The organism is Mesorhizobium liriopis (genome assembly GCF_024053505.1).
Classification (GTDB): Bacteria; Pseudomonadota; Alphaproteobacteria; order Rhizobiales; family Rhizobiaceae; genus Mesorhizobium_B; species Mesorhizobium_B liriopis.
On sequence record NZ_JAMXQS010000002.1, the window covers coordinates 425,837 to 441,233 of the forward strand.

The 15,397-nt window shown below is 63.1% G+C and carries 15 protein-coding genes; 10 read left to right on the forward strand and 5 right to left on the reverse strand.

Annotation, left to right across the window (positions count from 1 at the left end; all coding sequences use genetic code 11):
- Window positions 1-10 precede the first annotated feature (10 nt).
- Both NGM99_RS05025 and NGM99_RS05030 read right to left on the reverse strand, forming a co-directional pair.
- Window positions 11-1,252, reverse strand: a complete 1,242-nt coding sequence (locus tag NGM99_RS05025) for a polysaccharide biosynthesis/export family protein (RefSeq protein ID WP_252816603.1) — start codon at window positions 1,250-1,252, stop codon at window positions 11-13.
- Window positions 1,253-1,335: 83 nt separating this feature from the next.
- Window positions 1,336-2,010 (reverse strand): sugar transferase, encoded by a 675-nt coding sequence (locus tag NGM99_RS05030; protein ID WP_252816605.1) that lies wholly within the window; start codon window positions 2,008-2,010, stop codon window positions 1,336-1,338.
- A gap of 578 nt (window positions 2,011-2,588) precedes the next feature.
- On the opposite strand from NGM99_RS05030, the gene NGM99_RS05035 reads away from it, so the two are divergent.
- The 5 genes from NGM99_RS05035 (at window position 2,589) to NGM99_RS05055 (ending at window position 6,745) form a co-directional block, all read left to right on the forward strand.
- Entirely contained in the window at window positions 2,589-2,852 is a 264-nt protein-coding gene (locus NGM99_RS05035) for an exopolysaccharide production repressor protein (protein WP_252816607.1), read from the forward strand.
- 381 nt (window positions 2,853-3,233) lie between these two features.
- Window positions 3,234-3,560 (forward strand): hypothetical protein, encoded by a 327-nt coding sequence (locus NGM99_RS05040; RefSeq protein WP_252816609.1) that lies wholly within the window; start codon window positions 3,234-3,236, stop codon window positions 3,558-3,560.
- Window positions 3,560-4,336 carry an endo-1,3-1,4-beta-glycanase ExoK gene (gene exoK / locus NGM99_RS05045; RefSeq protein WP_252816612.1) on the forward strand — a complete coding sequence of 259 codons (777 nt, stop codon included), beginning with the start codon at window positions 3,560-3,562 and terminating at the stop codon, window positions 4,334-4,336. The genes NGM99_RS05040 and exoK overlap by 1 nt, the downstream gene beginning before the upstream one ends.
- 13 nt (window positions 4,337-4,349) lie before the next feature.
- Window positions 4,350-5,852, forward strand: a complete 1,503-nt coding sequence (locus NGM99_RS05050) for a lipopolysaccharide biosynthesis protein (protein WP_252816614.1) — start codon at window positions 4,350-4,352, stop codon at window positions 5,850-5,852.
- Entirely contained in the window at window positions 5,849-6,745 is an 897-nt protein-coding gene (locus NGM99_RS05055) for a polysaccharide pyruvyl transferase family protein (RefSeq protein ID WP_252816618.1), read from the forward strand. The genes NGM99_RS05050 and NGM99_RS05055 overlap by 4 nt, the downstream gene beginning before the upstream one ends.
- Window positions 6,746-6,802: 57 nt before the next feature.
- Here the strand turns inward: NGM99_RS05055 and NGM99_RS05060 are convergent, their stop codons facing one another.
- On the reverse strand, window positions 6,803-8,080 hold the full coding sequence (locus NGM99_RS05060) for an O-antigen ligase family protein (RefSeq protein WP_252816620.1): 1,278 nt from the start codon (window positions 8,078-8,080) through the stop codon (window positions 6,803-6,805).
- Window positions 8,056-8,331, reverse strand: a complete 276-nt coding sequence (locus NGM99_RS05065; RefSeq protein WP_252816622.1) for a hypothetical protein — start codon at window positions 8,329-8,331, stop codon at window positions 8,056-8,058. Before NGM99_RS05065 ends, NGM99_RS05060 begins: the two co-directional genes overlap by 25 nt.
- 2 nt (window positions 8,332-8,333) lie before the next feature.
- Here NGM99_RS05065 and NGM99_RS05070 point away from each other — a divergent pair, with 2 nt between their 5' ends.
- The 4 genes from NGM99_RS05070 to NGM99_RS05085 are packed head-to-tail and all read left to right on the forward strand — an operon-like array spanning window position 8,334 to window position 13,885.
- Complete coding sequence (locus NGM99_RS05070; protein ID WP_252816624.1) at window positions 8,334-9,491, forward strand: glycosyltransferase; 1,158 nt, start codon at window positions 8,334-8,336, stop codon at window positions 9,489-9,491.
- 23 nt (window positions 9,492-9,514) lie between these two features.
- Window positions 9,515-10,543 carry a glycosyltransferase family 2 protein gene (locus NGM99_RS05075; RefSeq protein WP_252816626.1) on the forward strand — a complete coding sequence of 343 codons (1,029 nt, stop codon included), beginning with the start codon at window positions 9,515-9,517 and terminating at the stop codon, window positions 10,541-10,543.
- Window positions 10,540-11,469 carry a glycosyltransferase family 2 protein gene (locus NGM99_RS05080; RefSeq protein WP_252816628.1) on the forward strand — a complete coding sequence of 310 codons (930 nt, stop codon included), beginning with the start codon at window positions 10,540-10,542 and terminating at the stop codon, window positions 11,467-11,469. Before NGM99_RS05075 ends, NGM99_RS05080 begins: the two co-directional genes overlap by 4 nt.
- 22 nt (window positions 11,470-11,491) lie before the next feature.
- Window positions 11,492-13,885, forward strand: coding sequence for an AAA family ATPase (locus NGM99_RS05085; RefSeq protein WP_252816630.1), 2,394 nt, complete (start codon window positions 11,492-11,494; stop codon window positions 13,883-13,885).
- Between the two features lies 1 nt (window position 13,886).
- Here the strand turns inward: NGM99_RS05085 and NGM99_RS05090 are convergent, their stop codons facing one another.
- Window positions 13,887-14,681, reverse strand: coding sequence for a metallophosphoesterase (locus tag NGM99_RS05090; RefSeq protein ID WP_252816632.1), 795 nt, complete (start codon window positions 14,679-14,681; stop codon window positions 13,887-13,889).
- Window positions 14,682-14,928: 247 nt separating this feature from the next.
- Between NGM99_RS05090 and NGM99_RS05095 the strand changes: the two genes are divergently transcribed.
- Entirely contained in the window at window positions 14,929-15,366 is a 438-nt protein-coding gene (locus NGM99_RS05095; protein ID WP_252816634.1) for a MarR family winged helix-turn-helix transcriptional regulator, read from the forward strand.
- The last annotated feature ends 31 nt before the right edge of the window (window positions 15,367-15,397 follow it).

Genomic DNA, 15,397 nt, shown 5'->3' on the forward strand with positions numbered 1-15,397 from the left:
GCCCGCTCTCTTACTGGATCGCAACCGGCGGCAGGGGCTGCACGACTTTGAGCACGTCGCCGGGCAGAACCGGTGTGTTCTCGTCGGCGTCGAGCTTGGTCGTCTTGCCGTCCACCGTGCGAGTGAGCGTGTAGCGCAAGGGCGGCAGGCTGCTTTCGCCTTCGGTCGCGGCGAGCGAGGCGAAATCGGCGGCCTCGACGATCAGCTGGCGCTGTGTGCCGGTCTTCATCACCGCTTCGCTCAAGGCGCGCTGCACTTCCTGACGTTCGGTCGCGACATCCGAATTGCGCGTGTTCTGCAAATCACTCGCATCCTTGTCGGCCTCGCTGATGCTCTGGCGCGCCTGGAGGATGGCCATTTCGTAGTCGAGGATCTTGCCTTCCATTTCGGCCACCGACTGCTCGGACGAAAGCACACGGGTGTTGGCGACGAGGCCCTTCTGCTGCAGGCCACCGACGCTTTTCAGCTCTTCACGAGCAAGCTCCACCTGACGCGTCTGGCTCTTGATCTTTTCTTCGAGCGAGGAAACCTGATTTTCGAGCACGACCTTGAGATCGGCGAGCGATTTGAGCCCGACTTCGAGCTTCTTGCGGCGCGTGTCGAGCAGCGCGCGCTCGTCGGCCATGATGGCGGGCAGGTTGGGGTTCTTCCGCACCTCTTCGGGCGCTTCGAACTCGGTCTTGTTTGCCATTTCAGCGTCGAGCCGGGCGCGCTGCACCAGAAGCCGCACACTCTGGTCGGAGGCGACATCGAAATTGCCGCGTGCGGTGATCAGATCTTTTTCGGGCCGCGAGCCCGAATCGGACGAGCGTCGCATGCCGCCCGCGACGGATACGGCTTTCAGCACAGTGAGCTCGGGTGCGTAGGGATATTCACCGGGGCTCTTCACGTCGCCATCGATGAAGAAGGGGCGGTATTCGGCCACTTGAACTGCCGCATCCGGCCGGTCCGGCAGGGCGAATTTCTGCTGAAGCGTTTCGCCGATCGTCTTGGCGATCTCGGTGGTAGTCTTCCCCGTCGCCGCCACTTCGCCAACGAAAGGCAGGTAGATGTTGCCCGCCGCATCCACCGAATAATCGCCGGCCACGCCTGCCCAGTCGCGGAACTCGCCCTCCACCGCGCGCCATTCGACCACGCGGATCGAGAGCTTGTCGCGCACGCCGAGGCGATAGGGCTCGGCGGCAAGGGGGCTCATGCCGGCGAAAAGAGTGGAAGCCGCAAGGGCTGTGAGAAGGAAACGAGAAGTCAGCATGCGGAGCAAGCCTCCATGCAGCATCGTTTGAAACAAAAAGGAGGCGGGAATGGTCCCGCCTCGCTGGGATCGCGCCGGAAAGATCAGTACGAGCCGCGCGCGGCATAGACGGCTGGGATCGTCTTCATGATGATCCGCAGGTCCTGGCCGATCGACCAGTTCTCGACGTAACGCTGATCGAAGGCGATACGCGCATCATAGGACACGTCGTTGCGCCCGCTGACCTGCCACAGGCCGGTAAGGCCCGGACGGGACTTGAAGTAGTAGATGGCCGAATTGCCATACATGTCGAGCTCGTCGCGCACCACGGGGCGGGGCCCCACGATGCTCATCTCGCCACGCAGGATGTTGATCAGCTGCGGCAGCTCGTCGAGCGAAAGCTTGCGCAGAACCTGACCGACGCGGGTCACGCGCGGATCGTTCTTGAGCTTGCGGGTTTCTTCCCATTCCGCGCGCGCCTCGGGGTTCGCGTGGAGGAAAAGGGTCAGCACCGTGTCGCCATCGGGCACCATGGTGCGGAACTTCAGGCAATGGAAAGGCGTCCCGCCGCGCCCGATGCGGCGATGGCCGTAGAAAATGCTGCCGCCATCGTGGAGCTTCACGAGGGCCGCGACGAGAAGAAACAGGGGGCTCAGCGCAACAAGGCCGCAAAGAGCACCAAAGATATCGAATCCGCGCTTCATGACCCCTCCGATGGGAGGAAGGTCAGCATGTGTGGCGGGCATGGTGAGGCTGCCGAGCTTGGCAAAGTCGCTCATGTCGCAACTCCGAGTGGTAAACTGTCGGTGAGAGAAAGGTAGCACGCTTCTGGTGCGGTGCAACACATAGGCTGCATTTTAACGGAGAATAGACTTGCGCTAAATTAGCTAAAAATTCCGCGTTAAGCGAATGTGACGAAACAATGTCGGAATTTGGTGTGATTTCACTGCAATGCAGTTATGCAATTTTGTGCTCGTCGGCTGTGCCTATGCACAAAAATTAAGCCGGAAGACCAAGGGTAAGCAAAAAACAAAATCCTCGTTACGTGGTCTTGTTTCGGACTATAGTCTGAAAAAGGCTATTTAAGCTGACTCCTATCCGAATGATTGCTTGGCGTCTTTTGATGCTGCGGTGCAACATAAATCGATATGATTTTGGTTATCGACCCTTTGGCTAACTTGTGGAGAAAATCGGTCGCCGATATACTCAAAGTTAATGCTTAAAATAAGCTGCATTTTGTGCTGAACGCTCTCTTCACGTCTTTCCGTGAGAATTCGGTGCACGTGTAGAGAGACTTGAAGAAGGCTAAACCTGTTATGGCCTCTCTTCGGAATTCTGAGAGAGGGTAAGTCAGGCGATGTCGCTGCCAAAGTTCTTGATTGGTATGGCAGCGGTGTGCGGCGTGGTGGCGCTCTGGTCGGTGCTCGATGACGCATCGTTAGGCACGGTCGTTTTGCGCGTCATCATATGCGCTGCCCTAATTCAGCTCGGCTATTTTCTCTGCATTTTAGTGCTCGTGGGTCGCGAACCCGAGACCGAAACCGAGAAAAACAGCGCTGCTCGTGGCGAGAATGAGGCAGCGAAGACCCCTTCGATCGAGCCCAACCGCTCGATTCGATGAAGCGAGTCGCGGCGTAGCTCTCTTTATATATGGGCGGTGCCTCCGAAGTTTCGCCCCGAGGTTGCCGAGCCGGCTTTGATGCTCGATCGGCGCGCCAATTTTTCTCCAAGTCGCGCTAAACCGCTCCGCGCTTTTTCCTCGGCGGTTGCCCTCTCGGCTCCGTGATGCCATGTTTATGCTGCATTGCAGCACGACAAGCGTGAGCGAATGAACCGGTGACGTGCGGCTCAAAGAGCCGTCGAATAAACCATTTCAAGGGCTTGGGCCGGGAATCGGCTCGCGACGTCCGGGCATTTCATCCACCCCACTCGATCAGCGGTTCAGCATAGAGCGATGGTGACACGATTCTCTTTCCGCAGCCGTAACCCGCAACGTGATCAGATGACGGACGATGCGCGCAAGCGCCGTTTGCTCGACATGATCGATGCGTTGCGCAAGGAAATGGCAAGCGAGCGCGATGGGCTCGCGCGGCGCAAGGAATCTGTCGCCTCGGATGCGGCCTATCTTTCCGAAAGCATGGAAGACAGCGCATCCGCTCGCATGGCGGGTCGCCTCGATGCGTTGACGGAAGCGCTGCTCCACGCGGAGCGCCGTATGGCAACGCTCGCCCGCCAGATCGTCTTCATGGATCGGCTCCGCGGTCAGGCCGCGGAGCTGACAGGGCAGGGGGGCGACGTGCCTGCCAAGGAATCCGAAGGACAAGCCTGATGACTTCTTTCTTTCGCCAACCCGGCCTCTGGGCCGCGGCCGCACTCGCCTGTTTGAGCGCGGCACCGGCATTCGCCGCCGATGACAGCTTCGTGGATGAGTTCGACCGCTTCGACCTCAATCGTTGGTACGTGTCCGATGGCTGGGCGAATGGCGACTTCCAGAACTGCACATGGTCCAAGCGCAACCTGAAACTCGCCGATGGCAAGCTGACGCTGTCCTATGAGGCACGCAAGACGGGCGACCGTGACCACGCTTGCGCGGAAGTCCAGACCAAGCAGCGCTTCTCCTATGGCACCTATGAAGCACGCACGCGCACTACGCCCGCTTCGGGGCTGAACGCTGCCTTCTTTACCTATATCGGCCCAGCCAACGGCCAGCCGCATGACGAGATCGATTTCGAGGCGATCACCCGTGACACGAGCAAGATCGACGTCAATACTTATGTAAGCGGCAAGCCCAACAACGGCTCGAAGGTGCCGGTTGCAGGCGGCACGGATGGCGGCTTCAACGACTACGCTTTCATCTGGGAGCCCAACCGTATCCGCTGGTTCGTCAACGGCAAGCTCCTGCATGAGACCAAGCCCGACACACCGCTGCCGATAAACGCGCAGAAAATCTTCTTCTCGCTCTGGGGCACGGAAAAGCTCACGCACTGGATGGGCCCGTTCACGTCGCCCACAAAGCCCGTCACGTTCGAAATCGAGCGCGTCGCCTACACCAAGCTCGGCGACAAGTGCCAGTTCCCCGAATCCCTGGTGTGCAAGAACCCATGACAAGGGTGAACCAATGAGCGTCGAGGTGCTCAGCAATCAAAAGGAGGGTGCGCGTGCTTACGCGTACCTTTCGACCGGTCGCGCCAAGGCTGCGGTCGGCGGCGCGATCTGGGCCGCGCTCGGTTCGTTTGCGCCGGCCATCGTCGGTGCTGCTGTCTTCACCGTCACGTCCCGTTTCCTCACGCCCGCCGAGTTCGGCCTGGTGGCGCTGGCGGCTGCCATTGCAGCTCTCGGAAGCGCGCTCGGGCCCGGCGGCTTCGGCCAGGCGCTCATCCAGCGCAAGGATATGAATGCCGCCCATTGCGACGCCGTGTTCTGGCTCTGCATGGGCTTCGGCATTCTGGCCTATGCGCTGATCGTTTTGCTCGGCGTGCCGCTTGGGCAATGGCTGGGCGAGCCGGGCCTGGCGGTTCTGCTGCCTGTGTTGAGCCTGCGCGTGCTGTTCGATCTGGGTGCCATCGTGCCCAATGCGCTGCTGGCGCGCACCATGGCGTTCCGCAAGCTCGCCATGCGCACCACGGTCGCCTCGCTGGTGTCCGCCGCGATCTGCCTTCTTCTGTTGGCGCTCGGGGAAACCATCTGGGCCTTGGCGCTGTCGCAACTCGCCGCAAGTATGGCTGCGAGCGTAGCCGCCCTCGTTTCGTCAGGCTGGTGTCCGCGCTTTTCATTCAGCCTCAAGGCGCTGCGTCAGATTTCCCGCTTCGGCATCTTTGCTTCGGGCCACCGCATCCTGCAGACGGTCAGCCTCGACCAGTTGCTCGTCGGCACGCTTCTGGGCACCGCGGCCCTCGGCCTGTTCGGTTTCGCGCGTCGCATCTTCCAGATCCTCAACGATTTGATCGCCGGCGCGCTCGGCAACGTTTCCTATTCGGCGCTGTCCTCGCTTCAGGCCGAGAAAGAAAAGCTCTCGCGCGCGCTGGTCATCACCACCTTCGCCTCGTCGGCCTTGGCCTTTCCGGTCTTTCTCGGGCTCGCGACAATCGCGCCCGAACTCGTGCCAACACTCTTCGGCGCGCAATGGAGCGAGGCTGTTCCCGCGCTTCAGGCCTTCTGCGTGATCGGCCTCTTGTCCAGCATCGGCACGATCCAGGCCTCGCTCATCAACGCGCAGGGCAAGGCCGACTGGTGGCTGGGCTATATGACGGTGAAGCAGGCCGGGACGCTCGTCGTCATCCTCGCGCTCTATCGCTACGGCGTGACCGCACTCGTGGTCGGCATGGCAGCACAGAACCTCGTGATGTGGCCGTTCTCGGCACGGAAAGTCGCGCAGCTGCTCGATATTCCCTTGGGCGCCTATCTCAAGCCCTTCGCGGTCCCGGCTCTGGCCTCCGCGCTGATGGCGGCGGCCGTGATCGCGGTGGATCACGCCCTGCCCAACCTTTCACCCCTCTTGCACCTTGCCGCATCCATCGCGGCGGGGGCGGCCGTCTATGCTTTGGCGCTTTCGGTGCTGGGCTTCAGGCGGCTGCGCGAGATCCTTCTTATGATCACCAAACGGAGGCCCCTCTCCTCATGAAGCTCATTTATTTCAAGGGCAAAGTCCCCAATTTCGGCGACGAGTTGAACACCTATATCTGGCCGAAGATCCTGCCGCACAATTTCCTCGACGAAGACGAGAGCGAGCTGTTCATCGGCATCGGCTCGATCCTGTTCGACGATTACCCGAAAAAGGCCCGCAAATATGTGATGGGCTCGGGCTATGCCGGCTATACGCCGCCGCCCAACGTCCATGACGGCACGTGGGACGTGTCCTTCGTGCGTGGGCCGCGCACGGCCAAGCAGCTCAACATTTCCGAGCGCAAGGCTATCGCCGACTCCGCGATCCTGCTCCGCACGCTCGACCTGCCCGGACCGAAGAACCCCGTGCCGCTCGCCTTCATGCCGCATTATGAAAGCCTCGAGCGCGGCTTCTGGGCCGAAGCTTGCAAGGTGGCCGGCATTCCGATGATCGACCCGACCGACGACATCGAAAAGGTCATCGGCGAGATCAAGGGCACGAAGATGCTGATCACCGAGGCCATGCATGGCGCCATCGTGGCCGATGCGCTGCGCACGCCCTGGCTCGGCGTTCGCCCGCTGCATGCCATTCATCATCAGAAGTGGCACGATTGGGCGGAAGCGCTCGACATCGATCTCAAGCCGCAGGTTCTGAAGCCGTCGAGCTCGATGGAGCTTTACGTGCAGATGACGGGCGGCCGCGGCAAGGTCGAGGGCCGTGCCGGCCGATGGGGCCGTTCGCCCCTCGCGCTGCCGCTCAACAAGGCGATGATCCACCGCGCGGCGGCGCATCTCAAAAGCTTGGAAAAGTTCGAGCCGCAGCTCAGCCGCGATGCGAAGATCGGCGAAGCGACCGAACGCGCCATGCAGGCGGTCAACGATTTCGTGCGGGGCCGGGCTGCCGCAGCCTGATAGCGCTTCAGGAGAATAAAGAAGAAAGCCGGGTGTTCGCATCCGGCTTTTCTTTTGTCACTCGTGCGGCAATGCCCCGTCCTTGGCCCGCCACACCTCGTTCATCTGCGTCGCATGCACGAAGGCGATGACGACGATCACGGTCGAGATGTTGAACTGGAAGAAGACCGGTACTTCGGCGAACGAGGTGCAGAGGAGTGCGGTGAGGAAGGACAGGAGATAGGCGTTCTCGGGTGCCGAGCTTCGCACGATCCAGCGCAAGAGCGCGAACAGCGCGCCGAAGATGATGGCAAGCTCGATGGCCATCCCGATCAGGCCGATCTCCACCGTGTTGGAGATATACATGTTGTGGAAGTGGAAGCCCGCGCGCGCCTTGATGCCGAACATCGCCCAGAGCATTTCCGCCGGGCCCGAGCCCTGCACCCAGAAGGCCTGATAGCCGATGCCGAGCAGCGGGTGCTGGCGGATCGAATCGAGGCCCACGGCCCAAAGATCGGTGCGGCCGGTGATGGTGGGGTCCTTGCCCGACGCCCGCAGCAGGTCGGCGAGCAGCATTTCGCCGTAGAAGTAAACGAAGCCTGCGAGCAGCAGCGCCAGCATGAAGGCGGCTGCAAGCAGCGTCATCTTCTGTTTCGGTCCCACGCGCCGTGTCGCGAGCACCAGAAACGAGATGCCGAGCGCGACGACGGTTGCGATCAGGTGACCCGTCGATTGCGCGAGAAGCAGGAAGGGGAAGGCTGCACCGAGGCCCCCGAGTGCCGCAAGGCGCAAAAGCTTCGGCGCAGAGCGGTCGAACAGGACGGCGAGCGAGGTGAGCGCGAGCCCCGAGGCCACGGCGGCAAAAGCATTCTTGGAGCCGAAAATGCCGACCCAGGCGCCGATATCGTCGCGCACCCGCCCGAACAGCGCACTCGCCACGATGCCGAACGCATAGATGCCGAACAGGTAGCGCAGCAGCAGCTTCGGCGAAACGCGCACTGCCATGACGACGGCCACCAGAACCGTGATGCCAAGCTGGATCGCATAGCGTAGCGTCACACCCGGATACTGCGACCAGAGCGTGGACAAGAGGCAGAAGAGGGGAAGCAGGAAGAGCGGCCAGTAGCGTGCCGCCGCCTGCGCGCTGTGCTCGAGCCTGGTTGCGATCATCAGCCCGCCTGCGGCCAGAAAGAGCAGCACGGCGAGCGGCCCGAGCAGCGGCGTCATGATCAGCGCGAACAGCACCACGAGCCCCGCAAGCGGGCCCACGGGCAGCGCGACCAGCGGCCGGTCGGCGACGATTCCGGACGGCGTGAAAGGCGCGGATCGGCTCAATGCGCCGGCCTCTTTCGCCACGGTTTGGTCTCTTTTTCCATGCTTTCTGCTCGCATCTGCGAAGGAAAATCGCCTGTCTTGAACACCTGAAACATGGCGAAAGCCGGGACGGTGGGCAAGCAACAAGGCAGGATTTGCGCGGGTTCCGGCTCATGGCTTGTCACAGATACCGCTTCAACCGAACCAAATCCGCGCAAAGCACAACCTTTGTCATGTTGCGATGCAGCAAGAGGCTGGCTACCCTTCGATTCGAACACAAGGCGGATCACCAACGATGCTGCATGTGCTGTATCTCGTGCACGATTTGAACGACCCGGCCGTCCGCCGCCGCGTGGCGATGCTGAAGGCGGGCGGCGCGCGCGTGACGCTGGCCGGCTTCCACCGCGGTGCCTTCGTGCCCGAAAGCGTGGAATCGGTGCCGACCGTCTCGCTGGGCGCGACTGCTGACGGCCGCTTCGCCCAGCGCATCGGCGCGGTTCTGAAATCGGGCATGTCGCTCGCGAAGCATCTGGCAGGCGTCGAGAAGCCCGACGTGATCCTCGCGCGCAATCTCGAAATGCTGGCGCTCGGCAACCGGGCGCGGCGCCTGTTCGGCGCTGATGTGCCGGTGGTCTATGAGTGCCTCGATATCCACCGCCTGATGCTGCGTTCCGACCATGTCGGCCAGGCGCTTCGCTGGACCGAGCGGCGGCTCGCGCGCGATGCACATCTCCTGATCACCTCGTCGCCCGCCTTCCTGCGCGAATATTTCGAGCCGTTTAAGCAGACGAATGGGCCGGTGATGCTGGTCGAGAACAAGTTTCTGGAGCTTGAGCCCGCCCCGCCGATCGCGGCGGTGCCTGCCTCGCTGCCTTGGATGATCGGCTGGTTCGGCGCGCTGCGCTGCGCGCGTTCGCTCGAGCTTCTGTCGCGCTTCACCCGTGCGCAAAACGGCGCGTTCACCGTCACCTTGCGCGGCAAGCCCGCCTTGCGCGAACTGCCGGACTTTCAGGCCCGCGTCGAAGGCGAGCCCTATCTTCAGTTCAAGGGGCCTTACCGAAACCCGGAGGAGATGAGCGACATCTACGGCGCGGTGCATTTCTCGTGGGCCATCGACTTCTTCGAGGAAGGCGGCAATTCGCGCTGGTTGCTTCCCAACCGCCTTTACGAGGGCTGCCGCTTCGGTGCGGTGCCGATCGCAATGGCCGGCACCGAGATTTCGCGCGTGCTCGAAACCCGTGGCATCGGCCTGATCCTGCCCGAAGCGACGCCCAAAGCCCTTGACGCGCTTCTGGGCGGAATGACCGCTGAACGCCATGCCGCCCTGCGCGGCCGCATCGAAGCGACCGACCCAAGCATCTGGGCCTGCACCCGAGCCGAATGCGAGGACCTCGTCTCGCGCATCACGGGCCGTGCCTCCACTTCACCTGTTACCCTGCAAGCGGCCGCCTGAGCGGCCACCGACCGGAGTTATCCATGGACCAGCCCGAGCCTTTCGAGAGCTCTGCTTCTCCTGTTGCATCCTGCTTGATCGTCATTCCCTGCCTCAACGAGGCCGCGCATATCGGTGGGCTGCTCAAGCAGTTCCGTAGCTCCGCCGAGCGGCTGAACGGCTTGATCGTGGTCGCCGATGGCGGCTCCAGGGACGGCACGGTGGAGATCGTGGTGGAAGCCGCGCGCAAGGATCCGCTGATCAAGCTCGTCCACAATTCCAAGCGCATCCAGAGTGCCGCCATCAATTTGGCCGTCGAACGCTTCGGCGGCGACCTCGCTTATCTCATCCGCATCGATGCCCATGGCGGCTATCCGGACGATTATTGCGACAGGCTCGTCGCGGAAGCCGAAAAGACGGACGCGGACTCGGTGGTCGTGTCCATGCGCACGCTGGGCGAGGGCGCGCTGCAATTCGCGACGGCGGCTGCCCAGAATTCCAAGCTCGGCACCGGCGGGTCGCGCCATCGCCACACCTCTGGCGGCGAGTGGGTCGATCACGGCCACCATGCTCTGATGCGCATTGCCGCCTTCCGCGCGGTCGGCGGCTATGACGAGAGCTTCTCCCACAATGAGGATGCCGAGCTCGACTGGCGGTTGGGGCTTGCCGGCAAGCGCATCTGGCTGACGGGCGCGACGCAGATGGACTATTTCCCCCGCACGTCGCTGTCCGGCCTGTTCAAGCAATATCTCGGCTACGGCAAGGGCCGCGCACGCAACATCCTCAAGCACCGGGTGGTGCCCAAGGTGCGTCAGGCTTTGCCGCTGGGCGTGTTTCCGGTGGTGCTTCTGGCGCTTCTCGCGCCGCTGCATTGGCTGGCCGTGGTGCCGTTCCTTGCCTGGGCCGGCATCTGTCTGGCCTATGGCGCGGCCATGGCCTTCAAGGCGCGGGATGCGCGGCTGCTTCTGTCCGGCGTCTCGGCCATGGTGATGCATTTCGCATGGTCGCTGGGCTTCTGGCTCCAGCTCCTGCACCTGCCCATGAGCCCTACGCGAAAGGTGCAGCCCGCATGAGCCTTACGCGCCTCGACATCGCCGTCTGCACCTTCCGCCGCCCGCAGCTGATCGACACGCTGCGCTCGCTCGCTCGCCTCGATCTGCGTGACGATGTGAGCCTGCGCATCGTGGTCGCCGACAATGACGAGACGCCGAGCGCCAAAGCGCTGGTGGATGGCTTCCGGGCCGAGAGCGGGCTTGCCATCGTTTATGTCCACGCGCCCGCGCGCAATATCTGCATTGCGCGCAATGCCTGTCTCGACGAGAGCGATGCCGACTTCCTCGCCTTCATCGATGATGACGAGATCGCCACGCCGCAATGGGCGTCGGAGCTTCTGCGCCACGCCGGGAATGCGGATGTGGTGCTTGGTCCGGTGCGTGCGATCTATGCTGAGGATGCCCCAGGCTGGATGCGCCATGCCGATTCGCATTCGACTTTTCCGGTTTTCGTGGGCGGTGTGATCCGCACGGGCTATACCTGCAACGTGCTTTTGCGTCGCGAAAGCCCGCATGTGAAAAGCCGGCGTTTTCGCCTCGAACTCGGCCAGACGGGCGGCGAGGACACCGACTATTTCGACGGCGTGACTGAAAGCGGCGGACGTATCGCCTACGCCGAGAATGCCTGGGTTTCCGAGGATGTGCCGGCCACGCGCGCACGCTTCGAATGGCTCGCCAAGCGCCGTTTCCGCATGGGGCAGACGCATGGGCGTTTGTTGAAGACCAAGGCGGGTGGCGCCCGGCGCGGCGTGCAGCTCTGCCTTGCTGCTGCCAAAGTCGGGTACAGTTTGCTTTCCGCCGGCTTGACCGCGCCTGTGGCGGCCAAGCGCAATCGCAACATGCTGCGCGCAGTGATGCATGCCGGCACGATCGGCGGCCTTCTGGGCGTCAAGGAACTGCGCCTCTACGCCCAGCCGGCTCCGCTGCCGGCGGAGCGGAATTCCTGACACGAGCAGGATCGGACACGTTATGAACAACACCACGAGAATGCCGATCGCCAGCTGGGCCAACACCCAGCCGCATGTTCCGGAGAAATCCGCTTCCGCCGGCGACTTCATCGATTTCGAACGCCTGTTCGCCATGGCGCGCCGCCAGATCTGGGTGGTGGCGGCGGCGGTCGCGCTCTGCGTGTTGCTCGGCATCGTCTATCTGCGCACCACGCCCTCGACCTATACGGCCAACGCTTCCGTGCTGATCGACGAGGGGCTGAACAAGCTGGTGGACGGCACGACGGCGACGACCTTCACCGTCGAAACCGACACCGCGATCCTTTCCCAGATCGAGATCGTGAAGTCGGCGCGCCTCGCGGCGGTCGTGGCCGATGCCGAGAACCTCACCGAAAATCCGGCCTTCATGGAGCCCGAGCCGTCGCTTCTCGGCAACATCATCGCGAGCGCGCGCGGCGTGCTCGGCTTCTTTTCCAGCCGGCCGGACGGTCTCGAAGGCCTGAGCGAAAGCGAGCGGGCGGCAGCGATCAAGGCGGCAAACCGGGAAACGGCCATCGGCATCCTGCAAAAGAACCTCGATGTCGGCCGCATCGGCCGCTCCAATGTGATCGCACTCGCCTATACGGCGCAGAGCCCGCAGCTCGCGGCCCAGATCACGCGCGCCTACACCAAGGCCTATCTCGCCGACCAGCTCGACGCGAATTACGATGCGACGAGCCAGGCCACCGTCTGGCTCGAAGGCCGCATCGCGGAGCTCAGGAAGAACTCGCAGAACGCCTCCATGGCGGTGGAGAAGTTCCGTGCCGAAAATGGCCTGACGGCCGCGCGGGGCGAGCTGATCAGCGAGCAGCAGCTCTCCGACCTCAACAGCCAGCTCATTATCGCCCAGGCCGACACGGCGCGCGCCAAGGCACGCTCCGACCAGATGGACGCGATCCTCGCCAAGGGGCAGTCGGCCGCCGTCAAGGAAGGCGTCGTGCTCGCCGAACAGCAGGCGCAGACCACGCCGGGCGCGGAGATGCAGAACACCACGCTGCGCCAGCGCTACGTCGCCGTGTCGCGCCGTTTGCAGGAGGTGGTCAACGCTTATGGCGAGGACCACCCGCAGGCCGCACTTCTGCGCGACGAGTTGAAGAACCTCGAGCCCCAGATCTATGCCGAGCTGCAGCGTCAGGCGCAGACCTTCAAGAACGAGTTCTCCGTTGCCCAGGCGCGCCAGAACTCGCTGCGCGAAAGTGTTGCGAACGCGGCTGGCCAAAGCTCGCAGGCAAGCGAGGCGCAGGTGAAGCTGCGCGAACTGGAACAGCAGGCGACCACGCTCAACACGCTCTACCAGACCTTCCTGTCGCGCTATGAGGAAGCGGCGCAGCAGCAGAGCTTCCCGATCGCCAAGGTTCGCGCCATCTCGGAAGCCGTGACGCCGCGCCGCCCGTCGGGCCCGCGCACGATCATCGCACTGGGCTTGTCGGTGGTGCTCGGCCTGATGCTGGGCGGCGCGCTCGCCATGCTCAACGAGTTCAACGAGCGCTTCTTCCGCACCAGCGACGATGTGCGTGACCGGCTGGGCCTCAAATTCTTGGGCTACTTGCCATTGGTGGGCGCGAACAGCCGTGCCAAGAAAGGCAGGTTCGGCCTGTTCAAGGGCAGGCGGTCGAGCCACGGCACAGGCGAGAAGAATTTGCGCATCGGCATCAACGCGCCGTCCTCGCTCTTCGCCGAAACCTTGCGCAACACCAAATTCGCCAGCGACGTCATGCTGGGCATCGGTCAGTGCCGCGTGATCGGTGTGGTCTCGCTCTTGCCGGGCGAGGGCAAGTCGACGGTTGCCGCGAATTATGCTGGGCTTCTGGCCTCGCGCGGCGCCCGCACGCTTCTGATCGACGGCGATCTTCGCAAACCCGCTCTGACGCACCGTCTGGGCTTGGGCGGCGCGCAGGCCGGCATCGTGGAAGCGGTGATGAACGAGCAGCCCTGGCAGTCGGTGGCGGCCACCGACAACGAGACGCATCTGTCGGTGATCCCCGCCGTGATGCGCGGGCAGCTGACCCACACGAGCGAGCTTCTGTCAGGCCCGGCCTTCCGCCGTTTCCTCGACAACGCCAAGCCGAACCTCGATTACATCATCGTGGATCTGCCGCCGCTCGGCCCCGTGGTGGACGGCAAGGCCTTCGCGCCGTTGGCCGACGGGTTCATTCTCGTCACCGAATGGGGCGCGACGCCTCGCGCGATGGTGCGTTCCTTCTTCCAGCAGGAGCCGCAGATCGCCGAGAAACTGTTGGGCGTGATCCTCAACAAGGTCGATCTAAAAAAGCTGCCGCGCTACGGGGCGCTCGGCAGCTCGGAGCATCTCTTCGAGAAATATTCGAGCTACTATCTCGATTCCGAGGAGCAGGAAGCGCCCCGCCGCGCCGCTTGAGCTACCGCAATTGCCGGGCGAAGATCAGCTTCGCCTTTGTGCCCGAAAGCCGGACCGCGGTCAGAAGTCCCGTCTTGACCGCGCCGGTATCGATGTTGAGCCGCCGCCCGACAAGCGTGGGATGCTCCACCGGCGAATGACCGTGGATCAGCCAGCGCCTGCGGCTGGGGTCGTCCGCGATGCGCTCCATGCGGATCGTCGTGCAGTCCTCGACATTCTGCTTCTTGAGGGAAACACCGGGGCGCAGGCCCGCATGGACGAGCACGGCCTCGTCGCTGACCGCCATCAGGCCCAATTCACGCAGGAAGCGCTTGTGCGCTTCGGGGATCGCCTTGCGCACGGCCTTTTCCATCGCCGCATCGCTTTTATGCAGCGTGGAAAGATAGTTCGGGTCGATGCCGTAGGAATAGAGCGCCTGGAGGCCGCCGATGCCGAGCCATGCTGCGAGCGGCTCACGGCCTTCGAGGAAATCGAGCATCGCCGCCTCGTGATTTCCCCCGAGGCACAGGCGTTGAAACCCGCGTGGCGGCCGTCCGCAGAGATGGTCGAGCACCTGCGCGCTTTCGGGGCCCTTGTCCACATAGTCGCCCAGCATCACGATGGTCTTCGGGCCCGGCCTGTCGCGGGCATCGGCCACGATCGCGGCTTCGAGGTCGCGCAAGAGCGTGAGGCAGCCATGGACGTCGCCCACCGCATAGACGGTCGCGCGGGAGTCGAGCCGCAGCCGCCGCCAGTTCGCGCTGCCTGAACGGGCGCGCGAGGGGCGGAAAAGCCGGCTGATCAGTTTGCGAAGCATTGGGCGGAGAAAATCCCGAAGGGCCGAACCCTCCCAGAAACCTCCTAGAGCAATTCCGGCAAAAGGGGGAAGCGGTTTTGCACGATGCTTCCCACGAGCGGAGGATGGAGAAGCCTCCGTGACGAGAAGAGCGGTTGTTTCAGCATGGCGAAAACGCGCGCCGCGCAGCGCTCGCATGCTTGTCACAGGCACGGCGGAAGATTATATCGCCTGCAGATAATTAGCACACGAACCATTTGGTGATGTGATGGATGCTGTTCCGACCAGTGCGGCGTTTGTGGACGAGCTCGTCCGCATCAATCGCAAGATGCGCAACATGTTCGACGACCGCGCCCGTGCCCAGGGCCTGACCCTTCCCCGCGCGCGGCTTCTTCTGCATCTCGCGCGCCATGGAGCCGCGACCCAGTCCGAACTGGCTCAGGCGCTCGAGATCGAGCAACCGACCATGGTCAAGCTGGTGGATGGTCTCGAAGCCAAGGGCCTCGTGAAGCGCTGCACCGTGGAAGGCGACCGCCGCGCCAAGCGCATCGAACTGACCGATGCCGCGCAGGAGGGCGCCAGCAACATCCTCGATTTCGTGTCCGAACTGCGCGAACAGGTGCTTGAAGGCGTGGACGAAGCGGACCTTCTCACTGCCACCCGCGTTCTCAAGCGCATCAGCCGCAACATGGGTGTGCCGGCATAATGGACGCGCGGACTTCGTCGGATGGGGAAGA